At 69.9% G+C, this 19917-nt stretch carries 23 protein-coding genes and 1 pseudogene; 8 read left to right on the forward strand and 16 right to left on the reverse strand.

The features are described 5' to 3' along the window. Positions 1-77: 77 nt before the first annotated feature. From L7D48_RS03920 to L7D48_RS03945, 6 genes are all read right to left on the reverse strand, one after another. Positions 78-239: a hypothetical protein gene (locus tag L7D48_RS03920; protein WP_155071312.1), complete on the reverse strand. Its 162-nt coding sequence runs from the start codon at positions 237-239 to the stop codon at positions 78-80. Between the two features lie 543 nt (positions 240-782). Then, positions 783-1370, reverse strand: coding sequence for a class IV adenylate cyclase (locus tag L7D48_RS03925; RefSeq protein ID WP_237877405.1), 588 nt, complete (start codon positions 1368-1370; stop codon positions 783-785). After that, a complete protein-coding gene (locus L7D48_RS03930) occupies positions 1367-2044 on the reverse strand; it encodes a class I SAM-dependent methyltransferase (protein WP_237877408.1) in 678 nt (225 codons plus the stop codon). The genes L7D48_RS03925 and L7D48_RS03930 overlap by 4 nt, the downstream gene beginning before the upstream one ends. After that, entirely contained in the window at positions 1962-2603 is a 642-nt protein-coding gene (locus tag L7D48_RS03935; protein ID WP_237877410.1) for a hypothetical protein, read from the reverse strand. Before L7D48_RS03935 ends, L7D48_RS03930 begins: the two co-directional genes overlap by 83 nt. Then, positions 2596-3498, reverse strand: coding sequence for a radical SAM protein (locus L7D48_RS03940; RefSeq protein WP_237877412.1), 903 nt, complete (start codon positions 3496-3498; stop codon positions 2596-2598). Before L7D48_RS03940 ends, L7D48_RS03935 begins: the two co-directional genes overlap by 8 nt. Positions 3499-3605: 107 nt before the next feature. Beyond that, positions 3606-4298 carry an HAD family hydrolase gene (locus L7D48_RS03945; RefSeq protein ID WP_237877414.1) on the reverse strand — a complete coding sequence of 231 codons (693 nt, stop codon included), beginning with the start codon at positions 4296-4298 and terminating at the stop codon, positions 3606-3608. Positions 4299-4394: 96 nt separating this feature from the next. Here L7D48_RS03945 and L7D48_RS03950 point away from each other — a divergent pair, with 96 nt between their 5' ends. Together L7D48_RS03950 and L7D48_RS03955 are read left to right on the forward strand one after the other, a co-directional pair. Next, complete coding sequence (locus L7D48_RS03950) at positions 4395-5168, forward strand: XRE family transcriptional regulator (RefSeq protein WP_237877416.1); 774 nt, start codon at positions 4395-4397, stop codon at positions 5166-5168. Next, positions 5155-5622, forward strand: a complete 468-nt coding sequence (locus L7D48_RS03955) for an NUDIX hydrolase (RefSeq protein ID WP_237877417.1) — start codon at positions 5155-5157, stop codon at positions 5620-5622. Before L7D48_RS03950 ends, L7D48_RS03955 begins: the two co-directional genes overlap by 14 nt. On the opposite strand, the gene L7D48_RS03960 is transcribed toward L7D48_RS03955, so the two are convergent. Next, positions 5610-6146 (reverse strand): HD domain-containing protein, encoded by a 537-nt coding sequence (locus tag L7D48_RS03960; RefSeq protein WP_374490962.1) that lies wholly within the window; start codon positions 6144-6146, stop codon positions 5610-5612. The two genes, L7D48_RS03955 and L7D48_RS03960, sit on opposite strands and share 13 nt — an antisense overlap. Before the next feature lie 231 nt (positions 6147-6377). On the opposite strand from L7D48_RS03960, the pseudogene L7D48_RS29085 reads away from it, so the two are divergent. Continuing rightward, positions 6378-6491, forward strand: a pseudogene (locus L7D48_RS29085) (DUF2399 domain-containing protein); the annotation flags it as partial. A 169-nt stretch (positions 6492-6660) separates the two neighbouring features. Next, positions 6661-8607 carry an ATP-dependent endonuclease gene (locus L7D48_RS03970; protein WP_237877421.1) on the forward strand — a complete coding sequence of 649 codons (1947 nt, stop codon included), beginning with the start codon at positions 6661-6663 and terminating at the stop codon, positions 8605-8607. Between the two features lie 51 nt (positions 8608-8658). Here the strand turns inward: L7D48_RS03970 and L7D48_RS03975 are convergent. Further along, a protein-coding gene (locus L7D48_RS03975) for an IS5 family transposase (protein WP_237877423.1) occupies positions 8659-9464 on the reverse strand; the annotation gives its coding sequence in 2 pieces (ribosomal slippage) (positions 8659-9128 and positions 9128-9464; 807 coding nt in all). 62 nt (positions 9465-9526) lie between these two features. Here L7D48_RS03975 and L7D48_RS03980 point away from each other — a divergent pair. Next, on the forward strand, positions 9527-9901 hold the full coding sequence (locus L7D48_RS03980) for a hypothetical protein (protein ID WP_093852016.1): 375 nt from the start codon (positions 9527-9529) through the stop codon (positions 9899-9901). 399 nt (positions 9902-10300) lie between these two features. Here L7D48_RS03980 and L7D48_RS03985 read toward each other — a convergent pair whose 3' ends face one another. Together L7D48_RS03985 and L7D48_RS03995 are read right to left on the reverse strand one after the other, a co-directional pair. Next, on the reverse strand, positions 10301-10459 hold the full coding sequence (locus tag L7D48_RS03985; RefSeq protein ID WP_237877425.1) for a type II toxin-antitoxin system YoeB family toxin: 159 nt from the start codon (positions 10457-10459) through the stop codon (positions 10301-10303). Positions 10460-10660: 201 nt separating this feature from the next. Then, positions 10661-11578 carry a LysR family transcriptional regulator gene (locus L7D48_RS03995; RefSeq protein WP_237877426.1) on the reverse strand — a complete coding sequence of 306 codons (918 nt, stop codon included), beginning with the start codon at positions 11576-11578 and terminating at the stop codon, positions 10661-10663. Positions 11579-11713: 135 nt separating this feature from the next. On the opposite strand from L7D48_RS03995, the gene L7D48_RS04000 reads away from it, so the two are divergent. Continuing rightward, entirely contained in the window at positions 11714-12673 is a 960-nt protein-coding gene (locus L7D48_RS04000) for a DMT family transporter (protein WP_237877428.1), read from the forward strand. Between the two features lie 34 nt (positions 12674-12707). On the opposite strand, the gene L7D48_RS04005 is transcribed toward L7D48_RS04000, so the two are convergent. Together L7D48_RS04005 and L7D48_RS04010 are read right to left on the reverse strand one after the other, a co-directional pair. After that, positions 12708-13643: a hypothetical protein gene (locus L7D48_RS04005; protein WP_237877430.1), complete on the reverse strand. Its 936-nt coding sequence runs from the start codon at positions 13641-13643 to the stop codon at positions 12708-12710. Positions 13644-13742: 99 nt separating this feature from the next. Next, entirely contained in the window at positions 13743-14111 is a 369-nt protein-coding gene (locus tag L7D48_RS04010; protein WP_237877432.1) for a peptidase inhibitor family I36 protein, read from the reverse strand. A 239-nt stretch (positions 14112-14350) separates the two neighbouring features. Here L7D48_RS04010 and L7D48_RS04015 point away from each other — a divergent pair, with 239 nt between their 5' ends. Together L7D48_RS04015 and L7D48_RS04020 are read left to right on the forward strand one after the other, a co-directional pair. After that, positions 14351-15394 (forward strand): XRE family transcriptional regulator, encoded by a 1044-nt coding sequence (locus L7D48_RS04015; RefSeq protein ID WP_237877433.1) that lies wholly within the window; start codon positions 14351-14353, stop codon positions 15392-15394. A gap of 265 nt (positions 15395-15659) precedes the next feature. Beyond that, a complete protein-coding gene (locus L7D48_RS04020) occupies positions 15660-16880 on the forward strand; it encodes a cytochrome P450 (protein WP_237877435.1) in 1221 nt (406 codons plus the stop codon). A 102-nt stretch (positions 16881-16982) separates the two neighbouring features. Here L7D48_RS04020 and L7D48_RS04025 read toward each other — a convergent pair whose 3' ends face one another. Genes L7D48_RS04025 through L7D48_RS04040 form a run of 4 tightly spaced genes read right to left on the reverse strand, consistent with a single transcriptional unit; the run spans position 16983 to position 19624 of the window. Continuing rightward, the gene (locus tag L7D48_RS04025) at positions 16983-18257 is read right to left on the reverse strand and encodes a cytochrome P450 (RefSeq protein WP_237877437.1); all 1275 of its coding nucleotides are present in this window, start codon (positions 18255-18257) and stop codon (positions 16983-16985) included. After that, the gene (locus L7D48_RS04030) at positions 18254-18868 is read right to left on the reverse strand and encodes an ATP/GTP-binding protein (protein ID WP_237877438.1); all 615 of its coding nucleotides are present in this window, start codon (positions 18866-18868) and stop codon (positions 18254-18256) included. The genes L7D48_RS04025 and L7D48_RS04030 overlap by 4 nt, the downstream gene beginning before the upstream one ends. After that, positions 18849-19208, reverse strand: a complete 360-nt coding sequence (locus L7D48_RS04035; protein WP_237877440.1) for a DUF742 domain-containing protein — start codon at positions 19206-19208, stop codon at positions 18849-18851. The genes L7D48_RS04030 and L7D48_RS04035 overlap by 20 nt, the downstream gene beginning before the upstream one ends. Continuing rightward, complete coding sequence (locus L7D48_RS04040; protein WP_237877442.1) at positions 19205-19624, reverse strand: roadblock/LC7 domain-containing protein; 420 nt, start codon at positions 19622-19624, stop codon at positions 19205-19207. The genes L7D48_RS04035 and L7D48_RS04040 overlap by 4 nt, the downstream gene beginning before the upstream one ends. Between the last annotated feature and the right edge of the window lie 293 nt (positions 19625-19917).

Consider the following 19917-nt stretch of genomic DNA (forward strand, 5'->3'; position numbering starts at 1 on the left):
GTTCCCTTCCTTGCGTCAGATGGGAGGTGGAAGGTGGAGGGGCCGCGTGCGCGGCCCCTCCACCGGAGAGCCGGCGGTTACGCCGCGTGGTTCAGGCCGTCGCCACCGGGCCAGGGGCCGTCACCGGAGCTGCCCTGCCCCGGGTCGGAGGCGCTGCTGTCGTGCCGGTCGTGGACGCTCGCGAGGACTTCCACGGCGACCAGAAGACCCTCCTCCACGGAGGGGGTGGTGTCTCCCACTTGGTGCTCCTTCCTCTACCGGTTCTCCCGCCGGGTTCGGCGGGAAGCTGTGGTGTGCGGAGGCGCTGGTGTTGCCGGGGCCGCCCCGTGGCCGTAGGGGAGTCGTCCACGGGGACGGGGTAGGAGGGGGGCGGCTCGCCGGCCCGGGCGGTGTTCAGCCGCGACGCGGGAAGCCGCCTCGTACTCGGTGCCTTCCTCCACGCCGCCTGCCGGGCGACTCGGCTCCGGCGGGAGCGCCAGGGTGCGCGGAGCGCGTCGGTGCGTCGTTGAGGAGGACGGCTTGCCAGACCTGCTCCTGTAGCTTCCGAATGCAGGGGCCGCAGGCGTACATCGGTGCCTGGACACCGGCCACGTTCACGGGACCGATCCACAGGACGCGGGTCCACCGCCGGCCGCAGTAGAGCCAGCAGGAGCCGTCGACCCACCGGTTTCCGTCGTCGGTGGCCGCCGGGGCGGGAAGCCCGCCCCGGGCGAAGTCGGGGATGCCCGGTGCCGCCCTGTGTGGCCCGGCCGGTTCCGGAAGCACGGTGCTCCCCCCGGGGGTCAGGTGCCCTGGGTGGGCACGGGGCGGGACTCGTCTTTCTCGGAGTCGGCGAAGAGGAGGGTGGGCTCGGAGAGGATGTCGCGGCCCGCCTCGCTCTTGTAGATCTCGTCGACGCTGCCGAACCGGGCCTCGGAGTAGTCGAGTTCGAGGAGGGCGGCGGCCTGGCGGACCGATGCCTCGTCCGGGCCCTCGATCTCGACGAAGGTGGGGAGGTCCGGCCAGGTGTCGAAGTCGAAGACGACCTCGCCCAGGCGCCACTCCTCCCGGTAGTTCTCCTGGTAGCGGACCTCGCGCAGCCCGATGCGGCGAAGGATCTCGGCCATGGCGTGCAGGTCGGCCACCTCGGTCTCGACCTCGGTGGTGCCGTCGATGGTGGTGGCGTCGGTGACCTGCTTGAGCGTGAGCGTGGACCGGATGCCCTCGTTCCGCAGGCGGATCCAGGCGCCGACGTCGAGGGCGTCGTTCTCGAAGATCTTGCGGGTGAGGAGGGTGCGCGGGAGCACCTGGACGGCACCGAGCCGGGTCAGCCTGGTCTGCAGGTCGGTGACGTCGACGGCGAGGAACTTCGCTTCGTACTCGTGCTTCATGAGTCCTTCTTCCCGTAACGGTGGGAGGGGCCGGGCGTACGGGCCGCGAGGATCAGACCCATGCGATGGGTGTGGTCCTGGAGCCGGCCGACGTGGGCCCGTTCGGTGAACTCGTTCGTGCGCAGCGTGAGCAGCACGTTCCAGTCGCCGATGAAGTGGCGCCGGAGCCTTTCCGGGGACGTGTAGTGCTCGACCAGGTGGTGGCGGTGCTCGACGGGCATCATGAACTCCGCGCCGAAGAGGCCGCCCGGACCGACCAGGCGCTGCATGTGGTGGACGAACTCGGCGAGCGGGCGGTGGTGGTTGGCACTGTAATGCCAGGAACAGCTCGTCCAGACCGCGTCGCAGGGCGTGCCCGGCGGTTCGTTCTGGAGGAAGTCGCCCTCGACGACCTGCACGCGGTCGTGGAGCTCTTCAAGTTCGAGCCGGTCGGTCAGGCCCATCGCGTGGGTGTGCTCCTCACCCGGAAGGCGGACCTCGCCGCCGTGCAGGGCCAGCGGGTCGCGTTCGATGGCGATGACGCGGTAACCGGCGGCTGCCAGCGGCAGGACGAACTTGCCGTCGCTCGCGCCGACGACCGCGACGGTGGCGTCAGCGGTGGTGTGCTCCGTCAGCGCGGCGAGGAACTGGGGGAAGAAGGTGAGGGTGTGCTCCCACAGGCTCTGTGTCCGCACGGTGGTGGGCTCCTTGCGTGTCGATGGTGAGGATCGCCCGGAGGACTTCGTCGGGGTCGAGGCCGGTGGTGTCCACACGGTGCATCGGGAACCGGGCGTAGGCGGCGGTGAGCCGGTCGACGGTGGCCTCGGCGAGAGCGTCCCAGTGGGTCACCGGCTTGTCCCGCCCGGCCAGGCGCCGCCGGCGCTCGTCCTCGTCGCAGACCAGGTGGTAGGTGACGGGCTGCGGCAGGTCGGGCGGCAGCGTGATCCCGAGGCGGGTGCCGAAAGCGTGGTGGGTGGCCAGGCAGCGGGCGAAGTAGCTCTCCACGACGACCGGGATGCCGAGGGCGAGATGGCGCCGTATCTCGTCGGCCGCGGTGAACAGTGCGGAGAGGTAGAAGCACATCCGTGCCTCGACGTTCCCCCGCGTGTCCACGTCGCGCCGCAGGCGCTGGTAGGCGGGCGGTACGGTCGGGACCAGCACCGCGCCACGGGCCGCCGCCAGCATCGGCGCGATGGTCGACTTGCCGGTGCCGCGGAGTCCTTCGAGGCTCTCGAACAGCGGGCGCTCAGACACGGCCGTACACCACGTCCGGCACCGCGAGGGCCAGTTCGTCGGTGGCGGTGGGCCGGTGGACGATGCGGTTGGCGCGCTTGTCGTACCAGAAGGCGTGCGCGTCCCTGCCGACGGCCTTGCAGGACATGGTGAGCGCACCGCGCGGGTCGGCCTCGATCCGCTCGATCTCGGTCGGGCCGCCGGCGGGTGCGCAGACCTCCGGGGCGCCGTGCTCGGACAGGTCCTCGTCGACGACCACCTCGATGGCCGGCTTGGCCTCCCGGAGCCGCTCGCGCAGGCGGGCGTACGCGGCGGGGTCGGTGACCAGGAGCTCCGGGTGGGCGGCGGCGTTGCCGACCGGACGCAGACAGTGCAGCTTCAACTGCCGTACCCCGAAGTGTTCCAGGACGCGGGCCAGCGGCAGTACCTCGTCGATGTTGCGGGAGGTGACCGTCATGGTCGCGCCCGTGGGGACGCCGAGTTCCCGGGCGAGGTCGAGCGCGTTCAGCGCGCTCTGGTAGCTCCCGGACTTGCGGATGTGGTCGTTGGTCGAGCCGACACCCTCCAACGAGACCCGCAGCAGGTCCAGGTGCGGGGCGATCTCGGCCAGCCGGCGCTCGATCCGGTAGCCGTTGGTACAGATCTCGACCCGCAGGCCCAGCTCCTGCCGGGCGTGCCGGACCACCCGGGCGAGGTCCTTGTAGACGAACGGCTCGCCGCCGAGGAGGGTGACGGCCTCGGTGCCGTACCGGTTCCGCATGAGCGTGAGGAGGTTGGCGGCCTGCTCGGCGGTGAAGGCGTCGGCGTGCTGGAGCCGGGTGCCGTGGAAGCAGTGCAGGCACTCGAAGTTGCAGCGGTACAGCAGCTGCAGGTACAACATCCGGATCCTGCGGATACCGGTGACTTCCGCGATCACGTGGGCCTCCTCCGGCCAGTCGCCTGGTTGGAGACCCGATGGTGGCGGAGCGTACGGGGACCGCGTCACCGCGTATCCGGACGCTCCGAGGACGTCCCGGGACGTTTTCAGTGCGCCGCGAAGGACTCCAGGATCCTCAGGAGGTTCGCGGTGTCCGACAGGTCGGGCAGTACGGCGGGCGCGCCGGCGGCGGCCAGCTCCTCGGCGCTGTGGATGCCCGAGGCGACCGCGACGATCCCGGAGCCCGTGGTGAGTGCGGACTCCACGTCCCGTGGCGTGTCACCCACCAGCACCACGGGCACGTCGGAACGCACACCGCGAAGAAGGCGGGCGCGCTCCCGGGCGACGGCCACGAGGTCGGGGCGCTGGAGCGCGTCGGCACCGTAGGCTCCGACCGACAGGTCGAGCAGAGGGTCGAGGTCGAAGGCCGACAGCTTCACCCGGGCGTTGGCCGCGATGTTCCCGGTCAGGATCGATGACACCCAACCGTCCTGTACCGAGACGGCCTTGAGCGCGTCCCGTACGCCCGGCAGAGCCGTCCCACGCCTGCGCAGCTCCTCAAGCCGCTCCTGGCCGGCGAGGGCGAGGGCGGCCTCGGCGGCGGTCCAGTCCGGCTCGGGCAGACCCTCGCGCAGGAACATCTCCCGCATGATCAGGCGGTCCGTGCGGCCCTCGGTCCGTGCCGGTCCGGTCGGCGGGCGGCCTGCCAGTGCCGAGAACGCGGCCGCGTAGATCTCCTTGCTCACCCCTGCGTTGTCGATGAGCGTGTGGTCGATGTCCCACAGGACGATGAGCTGCATTCCGCCAGGGTAAGCACCCGGGTGTGGCACCGGCCTCGCAGGAACGTCCCATAACGTCCTTGCCCGATCGCGCCCGCCTCGGCTTCCATGGGCTCTGTGAACGAGCGACTTCACTCCGTACTCGCCCAGCGCGGCGTCCTGCCCGAGTCGCTTGCCGAAGCCTGCGGGGTGGACCCCAAGACCGTCAGCCGCTGGCTGGGCGGGCGCGTACCCCATCCGCGGCACCGCTTCCGTGTCGCGCAGCACCTGCGGGTGGAGGAGACGTTTCTCTGGCCAGCCCCGCAACCCCGGACCGGCCGCCCCGCCGCAGGATCAGGCGCCGAACTCGTCGGCACCTACGCCAACCGCGCCAGCGTTCCCCGCGAGATGTGGCTCTCACTGCTGCGGGAGGCCCGGAGGGAGATCGGCGTACTCGTCTTCTCCGGCACCTTCTTCGCCCAGTCCAACCCGCACGTCGCCAAGATGCTCGCCGAGCGCGCGGCCGACGGCGTTCGGGTCCGCCTGTGCTTCGGCGACCCGGCGGGCCGGGCGGTCGCCGTCCGGGGCCGGGAGGAAGGCATCGGCGACACCCTCGCCGCCAAGATCCGCGCCTCCCTGACCTACTACCGCTCCCTGCTCTCCGAGGAGGGATGCGAGGTGCGGCTGCACGACACCACGCTCTACACGTCGATGTTCCGCTACGACGACCACCTGCTGGTCAACCCGCACATCTGGGGTCAGCCGGCCAGCGCCAACCCTCTGCTCCACCTCCGAAGAGTCGACGCCTCCGGGTGGTTCGACAACTACGCTCAGAGCTTCGACGCCGTCTGGGCCGGTGCCCGGCCCTGGACGCCCGACCAGGAGGGGATGGCCGCCCATGGGCAGGACTGAGTACTACCACGACCCCGACGCCCCCAAGGCGAACACCCTCATCCCCGCCAGCAACCTGCTCGTCGTCGATGAGGACGGCGCCATCCTGCTCCAGCGCCGCCGCGACACCGGCCAGTGGGCCCTGCCCGGCGGCGCCCAGGACATCGGCGAGACGGCCGCGCAGTGCGCGGTGCGCGAGTGCCTGGAGGAGACCGGCATCGTCGCCGAGATCACCGGCTTCCTCGGCGTCTACACCAACCCCCACCACATCGTCGCCTACACCGACGGCGAGATCCGCCAGCAGTACGAGACCACCTACATCGGCCGCCCCGTCGGCGGCGAACCCACGATCAACGACGAGGCCGACGGCGTCCGCTTCGTTCCCCCGGCCGACCTCGACCGGTACGACATCCACCCCAGCATGCGCCGGCAGATCGGCGACTACCTCGCCGGCACCTACCCTCACCTGGACTGAGCTGCCAGCGCATCCTCCACCCGCTCCACCGCGGCGAAGATCTCCGGCGCCGCCCGACGGATGAACCGCCCCACCACACTGTCGTCCCCGTAGCGGCCCCGGATCTCGGCCACCCGCTCCTCGGCGGTGGTCCGCTCCCCGTCGGGCGTCGTCGTCATGTCGCAGTAGACCAGCGCGTCCACCAGCAACTGGTCCTCCAGCAACGGGAACTCCGCCTCCAGCACCTCCCGCAGCCCGCGCTCCTCGGCCTCCAGCAGCGCGAACGAGTGGTTCGCCACCAACCGCACCAGCCGCTCGTCCGCACCATGCTCATCACGCAGGAACCGAGCCCCGTCCAACGGATGGAACCCCGTCACGGCCAGCCGCGGCGCGTACCCCACGTCATGCAGCGTGGCGGCGACCACCAGGAGCTCGGCGTCCTTCTCCAAGAGCCGCGCAAGCTCGGCCGCGCGGGTCCTCACCCCCTGGGAGTGCGCCCACCGCCGCGGAAGCACGGCAGCGAGTTCCGCCTCTCCTACCCTCATGGCCCAGTCCGCCGTCGAAGCTTCCATGGCGCTTTCATGCCCGAGTAACACTGCCCTCAGTCCGACAGACCGCCTTCGTTGCGGCTCGCTCGGTCGGATACCCCGGCCACAGCTCGGCGATCATGCGCACCGCGCGACAGCGGAGCTCAGCGGGATACCTGGAGGGACATGTCGTGACGCACCCCTCTCACGGAACCAAGTCTCCACCGATCCTGAGGCGATTCACTCACCGGTCGGCCGGTCACCGCAGACTGGGACCCAGATCTCGCCCCCGCCACGGCCGTACTCGGCATGGCCTTCTACGAGGAGGCCACCCTCGACCTGCTCGTGGCAGACCTGGCCTGAGCTGTGCTGACCGGGCTCGTCTCCTACCCCCCACGGCGTAGGAGACGAGCCCGGTACCAGGAATTCCTGACGAAGAGTCACCCCAACGGGCTAATATCACGCCCATAGAAAATTACCTCATCATCCTCTTTCCCCTCTTCCGTCACACAGCTCCCAGGACGACCGAACCATGAAGATCAAGCGCGTACGCATCGAGAACTTCCGCTGTCTACGCAAGGTGGATGTCGACCTGGAGGACATCACGTCCTTCCTGGGCCCCACTGGGGCCGGCAAGTCAACTGTGCTGCGCGCTCTCGACTGGTTCTTCAACGGTGAGAAGGTTGTCGGCCTCAGTGAAGAAGACCTCCACTCAGCAGGCGACAGTCGCCGTATCACCGTGGAAGTGGAGTTCGACGACCTTACGGAGCGCGACCGGGAAGCTCTGGGCCGCTACGCGCCTCCCGGCGCCGACAGTGTGATCATCTGGCGTACTTGGGAGGACGGCGAGGACAAGATCACAGGTAAGGGCCTCGCCTACCCGCCCTTCGAGACGATTCGCCAAGAGACAACGGCGATGGACAAACGCCGAGCTTACGCCAAGCTCCGTGAGGAGCAACCTGGTCTCGGCCTGCCATCAGCCGGCTCCGCAGCAGCGGTCGACGAGGCAATGCGCTTCTGGGAGCTCGACAACCGGGAGCGGCTCACCCAAACGGAGATCGCGGGAACGCACTTTTTCGGCTTCGCAGGTCAAAGCAGACTGGCTGAGCTGATCGACTTCGTCTTCGTCTCCGCTGACCTGCGCGCTTACGAGGAGGCCGACGACAACAAATCCACGGTTCTCGGCCGGATCCTCGACCATGCTGTGGACCGCACCGAGGTATCGGAACAGATTAGGGCAGTCGAGGAGGGCGTGTCCCGGGAACGAAAGGAGATCCACTCCAAGGTCTACGGGGATGTTCTGGATGGCATCTCAGATGCACTATCACGAGAGGTGGCCCAGCTCACCGCAGGACGAGCCGTGCGGATCTCCCCCATGGTGCAGGTGCCGAAGCCTGTGAAGACGTTGTTCCGGGTACGCGTCCAAGATGGTGCCGCCGAGACATCGGTGCATCGGCAGGGACACGGCTTCCAACGAGCGCTGATCATCGGTGCCCTGAAGCATCTCGCTGAACGCAAGCAGCCGCAGGGCGAGGTGAAAACGCTGTGTTTGGCCATCGAGGAACCCGAGCTGTTCCAGCACCCGGCCCAGGCGAGGACATTCGCAGACGTCCTGCGCGAACTGGTGGTGTCGTCCAACAGTCGCACTCAGGTTATGTATGCCACGCACAGTCCTGTCTTCATCGACCACCGGAGCTATCACAAGGTGCGCCGCCTCACCCGCGATCTCGTCGAAGGTCATCCCACCACAATGGTGAGCCGGGTAACCGAGGAGGAGCTGTGCAGTGTGCTGGAGCCTTATGGGGTCAGGATCGAGTCCGTGAAGAGACAGGCAGGGGTCAGGTGCGTGGATACCCTGGCAGAAGGCTTCTTCGCGGATGCCGCCGTACTGATGGAGGGGGAGACCGATGCCGCCGTCATCCTGGGGTGTGCCGAGCGGCAGAGCCTGAGTCTCGGTGCTCAGGGGATCACTTTCGTCAGCACCGGCAGTAAGAGCAAGCTGATGCTCTGCCACGCGATCCTGCGCGCATTGAATGTGCACTGCTACACGGTCTTCGACGGTGACGCCGGGCTGGAGGAGAGAAAACGCCAGGGGCTACGTTCTTCTCTATCGGGAGCGCTGCTGGAAGCAGAGGAGCGGAAGATAGACGAAGCCCTGCGGAGGAACGCGAAAGACAACGCCAACCTGCTCGGCTACCTCGGCGGTCCGCACACAGCTCGGCCCACCGCTGAGTCCACGCCGCAGTACACGGTCTTCGAGGACAGCCTGGAGACGTATCTCGCCTCCCACTGGCCTGCCTGGGAGATGCGGAGGAGAGAACTGGTCAATGACGGGGAGGGCTTTGACGGCAAGAACGCGGCGACGTACCGCGAGGCCGCACGTACTGCCAGCACGGAACCGCCGGGTCTGATCCAGGCCCTGTTGGAGAACGTGCGGGCGCTCGTCAGGCACGGGTCAGCGTCTACGGTGGTCCCCTGAGCGATCAGTCCGAAGCAACACGGTAAGGCTACAACGCTCTTGCTGACGGTTTCAGAATGAGGTTCGGAGACGTCGCAGGCAGATGATGCTGCAGGCGAGTTGGAGCAGTCCGAGGTGGAGATCGGCTCGTATCTCGTAGCGAGTCCGCAGGCGTTTGAACTGGTGAAGCCAGGCAAAGGTCCGCTCAACGACCCACCTGGTCTTGCCCAGGCCGGATCCGTGGGCGATGCCCTTACGGGCGATCTTCGGCGTGATGCCCCGAGCGCGGAGGAGGCGGCGGTACTTGTCGTAGTCGTAGCCGCGGTCGGCGAACAGCCGTCGTGGGCGGTGACGTGGCCGGCCCACCAGGCCGCGGATGCGGGGAATCGCGTCCAACAGGGGCATGAGCTGGGTGACGTCATGACGGTTTCCACTGGTCAACGACACCGCGAGGGGTGTTCCGTGCCGGTCGGTGATCAGGTGGTGCTTGCTGCCTTGGCGGCCGCGGTCGACCGGCGAGGGTCCGGTGTGAGCCCCCCTTTCAGGGCCCGGACGTGCGAGCCGTCGACCGCGACGTCCTCCATGTCCAGCAGACCCGTCGCGCGGAGTTCCGCGAGGAGGATCTCGTGCAGGCGGGGCCAGACGCCGGCCTCGGTCCATTCCCGCAGACGGCGCCAGGCCGTCACCCCGGAGCAGCCCACTGCTGCGCTTGGCACGTCGCGCCATGCCACGCCCGTGCGCAGGACGTAAACGATGCCCGCCAGTGCGGCCCGGTCCGGCACCGGGAGCCGTCCAGGGTGGCGGTGCCGCCTTGGGCGCACCGGCAGTAGCGGGGCTATCCGGTCCCAGAGAGCATCGGGGACGAGGTTCACGTTCACGAGGCTGCAGCTTGCCAGAGAACCCGGTTGAGCACGCCGAGCCGGATCGACATACTCCCCGGATGACCGGCACCGGGGACAAGGCCACTGAGCAGGGTTGGGATGAACCCTGGTACCGCGTTCGCACAGATCGGTTCGAGGCGTCATTCCTGCCCGGCGCCGGCGAGGACCTGGATGCCGTCTGCAACGTCGACGTAGAGGTGCGGCTGGCAGCGGACGGCTCCCGCTGGAGCGCGACCGTGTTCACGCTCGCCGAGGTTGAGCGCCTGATGAAGAGGTGGTCCCAGACAGGCGAGGAGTTGGGCGGCCGCTACTTCTGGTGTTCTGACGGGCTGATAGTTCGGGATCCTGGCATCGACAACATGACCCAGGTACTCGCCGGCCTGCTCGACGCCGGTGACTTCACGCAGGTTCTTCAGCGACTCGACGACGAATAGCCAGCGCCCTCATTCTGAAACGATCAGTTGAAGGCTCTTTCAGTCTTCCTTGATGGGAGCCATCTGGGAGCCAACCTGCTCCCCCGACCCCCGCGACACCACGTGAACCCATTCGAGCCCACGCTCCTGAACTGCACGACCACCATTCGCACTGGCGAGATCAACAACCGAACCTCGTTCGGGACGAAGAGGTCGTGGGTTCAAATCCCGCCACCCCGACAGCCGAAACACCAGGTCAGGGGCCTGATCCGCTGAGCGGATCGGGCCCCTGACGGGTTTCCGGGGACCCACGCCTGGAGCCGGCACGCCGGACGGCGGCGCGGATCGCGGAGGAGCTTCGGACCGGCTGACGGCCCGCCCGCCCGGCCGCTCAAGGAGAAGCCTGAACCGTCCCGGTCCTCACGCTCGCGCCCGATAGCGGTAACGGGCCTGGACCACGATCAGTTCATCGCCTCCGGCCCGGTGGACGAGCCGGTTGACACGTCTGGTCATACGGCGGTCCGTCTCGGACCAGTGGACGTAGTCGGCCCGTCCGTGCTCGGTGAACACGACCTTCACTCGGCGTCGTCGACCTCGATCAGCTCACGAGGCGAGACCCGGCCTTCTTCGGCCTCCGCGATCGACTCGGCCAGACGGCGGGCGTTCGCGGGTGAGCGCAGGAGGTAGATCGTCTCCTGCCAGGAGGCGAAGCCCTCCTCCGGCGCGATGCCGGGGTTCCACGCCGGGAGCCTTCCGGGGCCGGGATGAGGGGGTCGTCGGTCAGTCCGCCTCCGCTCCGCCGGGCGGGGCGGAGGTGGCCGCGTCGCTCAGCGCCTCCAGCAGACCGCGCAGGGCGGGCTGTTCGAGGGCGGTCTCCCGTACGGCCGCCGAGATCACCCTGACCGGTTCGGGGTTGCGGACCGGGCGTACGACGACGCCGGGATGCCGGACCCGCAGCCCCAGGCCCGGCATCAGGCCGATGCCGAGACCGGCCGCGACGAAGCCCTGGGCCGTGGCGTAGTCCTCGCTTCCGACGACGAAACCGGGGCTGAAACCGGCCGCCGCACAGGCGTCCGTAACCGGTTCCAGGCAGGGCCCGGGCGGTTCGCTGCCGACCCACTGCTCGCCGGCGAGTTCGTGCAGGTCGACGGTCTTCCTCTCCGCGAGCGGGTGGCCGGCGGGCAGTACGGCGGCGTACGGATCGTCGAGGAGGTGGACGAGCCGGATTCCGCCGTCGACTCGGCCGCGTGCCCCGACAACCACGGCCAGGTCGGCCCGCCCCCTCTCGACCTCCTGGAACGGGTCCTGGGGATCTGTGAGTTCCAGATCGACGCGGATACCGGGGTGCTCCGCGCGCAGCCGGGCCAGGGCGGGGGCCACCAATGTGGAGCCCGCGGTGGCGAAGTAACGGACCGACAGGCTGCCGGTGCGTCCGGCGCGGAGGTCGGCGAGGGCGGTCTCCGCCCGGGCGACCGCCGAGGCGATCAGGGCCGCGTGCTCGGTGAGCAGCAGACCGGCGGCGGTGGGCCGCACCCCGCGGCCGACGCGTTCGAGCAGTGCCGTACCCGCCTGCTTCTCCAGCGCCGCCACCTGCTGGCTGACGGCGGACGGCGTGTAGCCGAGGTGGGCCGCGGCGGCGGTGACCGTGCCGCTGGTGACCACCGCGCGCAGAACCTGCAGTCTCCTCACATCCAGCATGCAGAAGAGCTTAACGTTCGGTGCAGAAACGTTTGATTGTTCTGAACGCTCTTCTCGGGCATCGTCGGAGCGAGTGGGGCGGGCGAACCGCCGGCCCGACGACGGAGCCGGCCGGCGGGCCGAACGGGGGGTGCCATGGGAAGCGGTGTGCGGGCGCTGCGGGGCGGAACGAGGGTGGCCGTGCTCGCCCTGCTGTGGGGCTCGACCTTCCTCTGGACCGATCTGGCGCTGCGCGGCCTCTCCCCGCTCCAGGTCGCCTTCGTCCGCTGCGTCCTCGGCGCGCTCGTCCTCACCGCCGCCTGCTGCGCGACGGGCCACCGCATGCCCCGGGGCATCACCGTCTGGCGCCACATCACCATCGCGGCCTTCTTCTGCAACGCGCTTCCGTTCGCGCTGTTCGGCCTGGGCCAGCAGACCGTCGACTCCGGCCTGGCCGGAGTCCTGAACGCCACGACACCGCTCTGGTCGTTCGTCCTCGGCCTCGCCCTCGGCTCGGAACGCGGGTTCCACCCGGTCCGTCTGGCGGGTCTGCTGCTCGGCTTCGCCGGCACGGTCGTCATCCTCGCCCCGTGGCAGGCGGCCGGGGACACCGGCTGGGGCACCCTCGCGATCCTGGGCGCCGCGGCCGGTTACGCCGTCGCGTTCACCTACATGGGCCGCACCCTGGCCGGCAGGGGCACGCCCACCATCTCGCTCTCCGCCGCCCAGCTCGTCGCCGCGAGCGGACTGACCGCCGTCGTGATGCCGTTCGGCGGCCTGGGGCCTGTCGACCCCGGCCCGGTGGTCCTGGTCGCGGCCGTCGTCCTCGGCGTCCTGTGCACCGCGGTCACCTTCCACCTCACCTACCGGATCATCAACGACGAGGGCGCCACCAACGCCGCGGTGGTCGGCTACCTCCTGCCCGTGGTCTCCGTTCTCCTCGGCGCGGTCCTGCTGGGCGAGGAACCGAGCCTCCGGGTGGTGCTGGGCATGGCCGTGGTCCTGGTGGGCGTCGGGATGACACGGCGGAACGGGACGCCGGCCCCGACCGCGCCCCTGGTGGGAAGAAGGCGTTCTCCGGCTCGCTCCGAGCGTGGTCGGCGCATCGCGGGCTGACCGGAAGGACGGTCCGCGCCGGGGGCAGGGCTCGTCACAGCCGCCGTTTGGCCCGTTCCAGGGCGCCGGCGTAGCCGGCCAGCTGCTTTCGGTACTTGCCGGCCACGGGTTGCTCGACCGTGCGCTGGGCGGCGGAGACCGCCTCCCACAGCTCGCTCTCCCGCTGGCAGCGGGCGTCGTCCCGCGCCACGGCGAGCTCGTACTCGGCCGCCGACCGCAGTGCCCGGCCGTCGTCCTCCCCGGCCCGGGCCTTCGCGGCGTCCGTCCGCTTCCCGACCAGTTCCGCGGCGGCGGAACCGTCGGAGACGGCGTGCCCGGCGTCGGCCATGCACGAGGCCCACCGCTTCCTGGCGCGCTTGACCCCGTCGGTCCGTTCGACGTCCTCGACGACCCGGTTCGCGAGGAACTGGTACGTGTACATCAGCCGGTCCCAGTCCTCGCCGTACAGCTTCTCGCCGGCCCGGAACTGGCATCCGTCGGTGTTCACCGTGAAGGACTCGCCCGTGGGGAGGCGGACCGTCTTGCGGTGCTCCTCGGTGCCGGTCAGCGCCTTCTCGAACGTCTCCTCGTCCTCGCCGACGTCCCGGGCGGGCTCCGTCCCGGAGGAGGGCTCGCCCCGGAGTACCGGTCCGGTGATGCCGTACCCCTCCTTGGCCGCGAAGTCCTCGGTGAGCAGCCCGTACGGGTTCCAGGCGGGCGTCTCGTCGGCGGCGGCGGGCGGTGACGGGAGGTGCAGCGGCTCGACGTCGACGCCCCTGTCGGCCAGGCATTCGTCCACCAGTCGGCGTTCCACGCGGTCCAGCCGGCTCTGCTCGCCGTTCGTCAGGGCCGGTACGCGATCCCCGAAGGGGATCACGGCGTCCGTCTGCGAGGCGGTCGCGGGTGCGAGGGGGTCACCGTCGCCGCAGGCCGTGGCCGTGGCGCCCGTCAGGACGAGCAGAAGCACGGCTCCGCCGGTCCGGGTCCTCATACAGGTCTCCTCGGGGGTACTCGGTGCGGCGGTGCCCGGCCCGGCCGCCCCCGTTGCGCGTCCGGGCCGGGCACCGTCAGGTCGGCGGGTGCGACCGGGTCAGCACCAGCGGTTCGAGCCCGCGCCGTTCCTGAGAACGCTGTTCGAGGTGTCGTGCAGCTGGTAGCCGATCTTGAAGACCACGGAGGAGCCCGTGTAGTTGGTCCCCGCCCAGACGCGCACGCTGCAGCTCGCTCCGTTGTTGTACATGGAACGGGAGTTGGCGAACTTGTAGTACTGGCGCAGGTTGGAGTTGTCGTAGGCCACCTTTCCGGGGAGGCCCGAGAAGTTCGTGGTGGCCCACGAGCACAGGTACGTCTTGGGGCAGTCCGACTTCGCCGCCTGCGCGGTGCCGGCCGTGGCCAGCATCCCGCCCCCCGCGAGGGCGACGGTGGAAGCGACTGCGGCAATTCGGGTGCTGAACCGCATGCGTGATTCCTCTCCTGTGATCTGGGAATTGCCCCGGACCGGTCGGCCGGCGGCACGGAACGAAGCTATGGGCCCCGCCCCCGGCCCTGGAAGCGTCTTCCGGTGTCCCGGGCGGGAACGGGACGTCCCGGGACACGTCACGCCCGTGGCCTCGGCACCCGTTGGAGCGGCGGCCGGACCTGGGAAAGAATGGGGGTCCCCGTCTCGCCCCACCTTCAGACAAGGGGAATTCCCATTCCATGACAGACATTCATGAAAAGGACGAGCCACACCACGAGGAACACGGCTCCCTGGCGGAGCGGTTGCGCTTCCTGCGTACGCACAGCGGTCTGACCATCAGCGCTCTGGCCGAGCGGACCTCCTACAGCCGGTCCTCCTGGGAGAGGTACCTCAACGGCAAGTCCCTGCCGCCGAGGACGGCGATCACCGAGTTCGCGGCGGTAGTCGGAGTCGCTCCGCACCCCCTCCTGCGGCTGAGGACCCGGGAGGGGCACCGGGGACCGGCGGCACACGGAAGACCCGGGGACACCCCGCCCCGCGGCAGCCCGGCGCCCGGAGGGGAGCCGGCCGGGGAGAGACCCGCCCCGGGAGGCGCCGGAGCCGGCTCCTCCCGGAATTCGGAGGAATCACATCCCACGGTGCGGGACGAGGCGACCGCACCGGGCCTCGGGCATCAGACGAGAACGAATCTTTTCTCCGCGGTTCTCGCTTTCGCGGCACTGGTCACCGGAATAATGATCGGAGGCTGGTTCTTCGGCGGGAACGAAACGGAAAGCCGGGACCGGCAGGCCCTGGGGGGCGAACCCGGGTGTACGGAATACGAATGCCGGGACAAGGATTCTCAGCGGCTGGGTTGCCATATAGGCGCGTGGACCGCGGCGGCCACCTGGTCCGGCCGCACCTACATCGAACTGCGCTACAGCCCGCGGTGCCGGGCCGCCTGGGCCCGGATCACGGACGCGGAGGTCGGTGACACCGCCAGGGTGGAGGGGCCCAAGGGTGTGCACAACCAGCGCTCGGTGAGCTACGAGAACGACACCTACTCACCCATGGTCGAGGCGGCCTACCCGGCTGCCGCACGCGCCTGCGGGGTGGTGGGGGGCAAGGAGGTCTGCACTCCGCAGGGCGGTTCCTCGCCTCTGCCTCCCGCGCTCACCGACGAACGCGAGCCGGCCCGCAGGGCCGCGCCGACGGGGAGCGGAGCGGAGGCCGGAACGGAGGCGGGCAGGGGGAGCGGCACGGAGAGCGGGACGGAGAGCGGGACGGAGGCGGAGACGAGCTGACAGCCGTCGTCGGACGGGCGGTCCGCCGGGAGGAGTCGCGGCCTCCGCGACACGCCGGACCGCCCCTGTGTCCAGGGCCCGCCGGACGGCGGGTGTTCGGGGGAGCAACGATCTCTCACAGCTGTGGGTGGCTTGAAATAGCCGTTCTGGCAAGGAATCTGACGCTGCATATGTGATGTGCATGTGCTTTGGCAAGGCTGTTCCAGTCGGCGGATGATCAATACCCTGAGCCTGTCTGCCCGTCACGTCTTCGATGGAGCTCGCCTTGGCCAGCACACAGCAGTTCCCCGACATACTCTCGCCCGAGTTCGCCGCCGACCCCTACAGCGCCTACCGCGTGATGCGCGACAGCGCGCCGCTGATCTGGCACGAAGCCACCCGCAGCTACATCGTCTCCCGCTACGAGGACGTGGAGCGGGCGTTCAAGGACGGAACGTCGTTCACCACCGACAACTACGAGTGGCAGATCGAGCCGGTGCACGGGAAGACGATCCTCCAGCTCAGCGGCCGCGAGCACGCGGTACGCCGGGCCCTGGTGGCCCCCGCCTTCCGCGGCAGCGACCTGCGGGACAAGTTCCTTCCGGTCATCGAGCGCAACTCGCGCGAGCTCATAGACGCCTTCCGCCACACCGGCAGGGTGGATCTGGTGGACGCCTACGCCACCCGCTTCCCCGTCAACGTCATCGCCGACATGCTGGGCCTGGACAAGGCCGACCACCCCAGGTTCCACCGCTGGTACACCTCGGTTATCGCCTTCCTGGGCAACCTCTCCGGAGACCCGGAGGTGACCGCGGAAGGCGAGCGCACCCGGGTGGAGTTCGCCGAGTACATGATCCCCATCATCCGGGAGCGCCGGGAGAACCTGGGCGACGACCTGCTGTCCACGCTGTGCGCCGCCGAGGTGGACGGCGTGCGGATGAGCGACGAGGACATCAAGGCGTTCTGCAGTCTGCTGCTGGCCGCCGGCGGGGAGACCACCGACAAGGCGATCGCCGCCATCTTCGCCAATCTGCTGGCCCACCCCGAGCAGCTCGCCGCCGTACGGGAGGACCGCTCCCTGATCGACCGGGCGTTCGCCGAGACCCTGCGCTACACCCCGCCCGTCCACATGATCATGCGGCAGACCGCGCAGGACGTGGAGGTCAGCGGGGGCACCATTCCGGCCGGGGCGACCGTCACCTGCCTGATCGGCGCCGCCAACCGCGACCCGGGCCACTACAAGGAGCCCGACTCCTTCGACATCTTCCGCGACGACCTGACGTCCACCACCGCGTTCTCCGCCGCCGCCGACCACCTGGCCTTCGCGCTGGGCCGGCACTTCTGCGTCGGGGCGCTGCTGGCCAAGGCCGAGGTCGAGATCGGCGTCAACCAGCTGCTGGACGCCATGCCCGACATGCGGCTGGCCGACGGCGCCGAGGTCGCCGAGCAGGGCGTGTTCACCCGCGGCCCCAAGGAGGTGCCGGTGGTGTTCACCCCCGCCGCCTGACCGGCCGGGACGGGAACGGGTACGGATACGGCCGTGCCGCCCGCCGGAACTCTCCGTTCCGGCGGGCGGCACGGCCGGCCCGTACGGGGCCGGCGGCGGGGGCTACACCACGGGCGTGAAGGCGACCGGCAGCGAGGTCAGACCCCGCATCCAGATGGACGGCCGCCAGGTCAGCTCCTCCGGTTCCACCGCCAGGACGATGTCCGGCAGCCGCTCCAGCAGCGTCTCCACCGCGGTGCGGGCGATGACGTCGGCCAGCTGGGGAGCGGGGTAGGGGCAGCGGTGCTCGCCGTTGCTGAAGCTCAGGTGGGCGGAGTTGACCTGCGCCCCGATGTGCCCCTCGGGCCAGATCTGCGGGTCGGTGTTGGCCGCGGCCAGCCCCAGCACCAGGCAGTCGCCGGCCCTGATCTGCCGCCCGCCGAGCTGGATGTCGCGGACCGCCCAGCGGCCGACGAAGTTCTGCGTGGGGGTGTCCAGCCACAGCACCTCGTTGAGCGCCTGGCCCACGCTCACCCGGCCGCCGGAGACGTTGACGGCGAAGCGGTCGTCGGTGAGCAGCAGCCGCAGGGTGTTGCCGATCCAGTTGCCGGTGGGCTGCTGGGCGGCGGCGATGACGGAGATCAGGTCCTGCACGATCTCCTCGTCGGTCAGCCCGGCCGGGTCGGCGATCATGCGGGAGGTGACGTCCGGGCCGGGATCCTCGCGCTTCTCCGCGACCAGCCGCTGGATGCGCTCCTGGACGCGCACGTAGGCGGCGACCGGGTCGTCGCCCTCCGAGGCGTCCAGGGACATCCGCAGGTCCTCGACCAGCTTGTCGGTGTCGGCCCCCTCCAGCGGCATGCCGCACATGCGGACCGCGGCGCGCATCGGCAGGGCGTGGGCGTACGCGGACATCAGCTCCGCCTGCCCGCTGCCCGCGAACTCGGCGAGGAGCTGTCCGGCGATCTCCTGGCAGTCCTGGGAGAACTCCAGCTGGTCGATCTCCTCCAGGGCCGCGCTGATGACGCCCGCCCGGCGCTGGTGCTCGGCCCCTTCCGTGAACAGTACCGACGGCTGGTAGCCGACGAACGGCATCAGCGGCCAGTCGGCGGGGATGGCGGGCCACTGGTTCCAGCGCCGCGAGTCCCGGGCGAACAGCTCGTCGTGACTGGTGACGTAGGAGACCTCGGCGTATCCGAGCACCAGCCAGGCGGGGATGCCGCCGTCCAGCAGCACGGGGGCGACCGTGCCGTGGTCGCGGCGCAGCGCCCGGTAGAGCTGGAAGGGGCTCTGCTGGTACTCCAGGCCGCTGAGCGGAACGGCGTCGGGGTGGGCCGCGGGGCAGCCGGACGGCGGGGCGGCGGTGCCCTGGGCTGACTGGCCGGACTGGTCGGTCATGTGGTCATCTCCCGTGCCAGTGCCTGCTGGTAGAGGTGGTCGACGAGGGTGATCAGCACGTTCTTGCCGGAGTCGCGCAGCCGGGCGTCGCAGTCGACCAGCGGCACGTCCTCCGGCAGGTCCAGTGCCTGGCGGATCTCCTCCAGGGAGAAGCGCGAGCCGTCGTCGTCGAACCGGTTGACGGCCACCACGAACGGGGTCCCGTGGTGCTCCAGCCGGTCGATCGCGTACCAGGAGTCGGCCATCCGCCGGGTGTCCACCAGCACCACCGCGCCGAGCGTCCCGGAGAACAGCCGGTCCCACAGGAACCAGAAGCGCTCCTGCCCGGGCGCCCCGAACAGGTACAGCACGGTCTGCTCGTTGAGGCTGATCCGGCCGAAGTCGAACGCCACCGTGGTGGTGTTCTTGTTCCGCAGGCCGGCGACGTCGTCCACCCCGGCGCCGGCCTGGGTCATGACCTCCTCGGTGTTCAGGGGGCGGATCTCGCTGACGGATCTGACCAGCGTCGTCTTCCCGACGCCGAAGCCGCCCACTATGACGATCTTCAGTCCGGTCTCGGCGGCGTCCGCGAGCGGCGTGCGCGCCGGGGCCTCAGAGGTTGCGGAGTCCAATGAGCACCTCCTTCAACAGGGCGGATTCGGGCGCGTCGCCGTGCGCTGCGGACGGACGCGGGTTCCGTGCGGTGATGCGTCCGGCGGCGAGCAGATCGCCGAGGAGGATCTTCACCACGGTGATGGGCAGGCGCAGATCGGCCGCGACCTCGACCACCGCGGTGGGGTGCTCGCACAGCTCCAGGATCCGTACGTGCTCCGACTGCATGCCCTCCGTCGGCCGGCACTCGCTGACGATGAGCGTGACCAGGTCCAGCCCGGCCTCCTCGCCCCGGCTGCGTCCGCCGGTGACGGTGTAGAGCCGGTGGGGGTCGCCGATGTCGACGGGTTTGCGGATCATGACGGGACGCCGCCCTCGGCCGGCTTGCGGGGCTCGGCGCGCAGGTGCTCGCCGATCTGCTCGACCAGCTCGTCCATCTGGTGGCCGACCACTCCGGGGTCCGCGCCGTCGTCGGCGACGACGGCCAGATGGGCGCCCTCCCCCGCCTCGACGATGAACAGCAGGCCCCCGTGGAACTCCGTCATCGAGTGCCGCACCCCTCCGCTGCCGTCGCCGAACTCCACGGAGGCTCCCTGCGCCAGGGCCTGCATGCCGGAGGAGATGGCCGCGAGCTGGTCGGCCCGGTCCAGGGTGAGGCTGCTGCTCCAGCACAGTTTGAGCCCGTCGCGGGAGAGCACCAGGGCGTGTCGGGTCCCGGGAGTGCGGTTGAGCAGGCTCTCGAGAAGCCAGGTCAGGCTGTTGTCGGTGGTCTCCATGATCTGCATCGGGCTTCTCGGGCCGACTGTCCGGCCACCGGCCCGTGCCTCCAATCTCACGGTCTTCGCTGGGGGTGGGGCTCCCGCTGGTCGGGCGGGCGCCCCGGGTGTGTCGGAGGGGCGCGTCTACTCGGAGGGGTTCTCGGGGCGCCTGGAGCGGTGGAACGCCCCGAAGCTCGCTCCGGCGTCACGGGCGGGGCGCTTCCGCTGCGGAAGACCGGCGGAGGCGTCGGCCGCCCGCTCGCGGGCGCGGTCGGCCCGGGCCAGGGTGCGGCCCCGGGGGCGCACCGGCA

It is taken from the genome of Streptomyces sp. ICN903, assembly GCF_022015835.1.
Taxonomy (GTDB): Bacteria; Actinomycetota; Actinomycetes; order Streptomycetales; family Streptomycetaceae; genus Streptomyces; species Streptomyces fenghuangensis.

Excerpts from the sequence above, each read along its gene's own strand:
- L7D48_RS03925 (WP_237877405.1), bottom strand. The coding sequence starts at position 1,370 with ATGAAGCACGAGTACGAAGCGAAGTTCCTCGCCGTCGACGTCACCGAC.
- L7D48_RS03945 (WP_237877414.1), bottom strand. The coding sequence starts at position 4,298 with ATGCAGCTCATCGTCCTGTGGGACATCGACCACACGCTCATCGACAAC.
- L7D48_RS03955 (WP_237877417.1), top strand. The coding sequence starts at position 5,155 with ATGGGCAGGACTGAGTACTACCACGACCCCGACGCCCCCAAGGCGAAC.
- L7D48_RS03960 (WP_374490962.1), bottom strand. The coding sequence starts at position 6,146 with ATGAGGGTAGGAGAGGCGGAACTCGCTGCCGTGCTTCCGCGGCGGTGG.
- L7D48_RS03970 (WP_237877421.1), top strand. The coding sequence starts at position 6,661 with ATGAAGATCAAGCGCGTACGCATCGAGAACTTCCGCTGTCTACGCAAG.
- L7D48_RS03980 (WP_093852016.1), top strand. The coding sequence starts at position 9,527 with ATGACCGGCACCGGGGACAAGGCCACTGAGCAGGGTTGGGATGAACCC.
- L7D48_RS03995 (WP_237877426.1), bottom strand. The coding sequence starts at position 11,578 with ATGCTGGATGTGAGGAGACTGCAGGTTCTGCGCGCGGTGGTCACCAGC.
- L7D48_RS04000 (WP_237877428.1), top strand. The coding sequence starts at position 11,714 with ATGGGAAGCGGTGTGCGGGCGCTGCGGGGCGGAACGAGGGTGGCCGTG.
- L7D48_RS04005 (WP_237877430.1), bottom strand. The coding sequence starts at position 13,643 with ATGAGGACCCGGACCGGCGGAGCCGTGCTTCTGCTCGTCCTGACGGGC.
- L7D48_RS04010 (WP_237877432.1), bottom strand. The coding sequence starts at position 14,111 with ATGCGGTTCAGCACCCGAATTGCCGCAGTCGCTTCCACCGTCGCCCTC.
- L7D48_RS04015 (WP_237877433.1), top strand. The coding sequence starts at position 14,351 with ATGACAGACATTCATGAAAAGGACGAGCCACACCACGAGGAACACGGC.
- L7D48_RS04025 (WP_237877437.1), bottom strand. The coding sequence starts at position 18,257 with ATGACCGACCAGTCCGGCCAGTCAGCCCAGGGCACCGCCGCCCCGCCG.
- L7D48_RS04035 (WP_237877440.1), bottom strand. The coding sequence starts at position 19,208 with ATGATCCGCAAACCCGTCGACATCGGCGACCCCCACCGGCTCTACACC.
- L7D48_RS04040 (WP_237877442.1), bottom strand. The coding sequence starts at position 19,624 with ATGGAGACCACCGACAACAGCCTGACCTGGCTTCTCGAGAGCCTGCTC.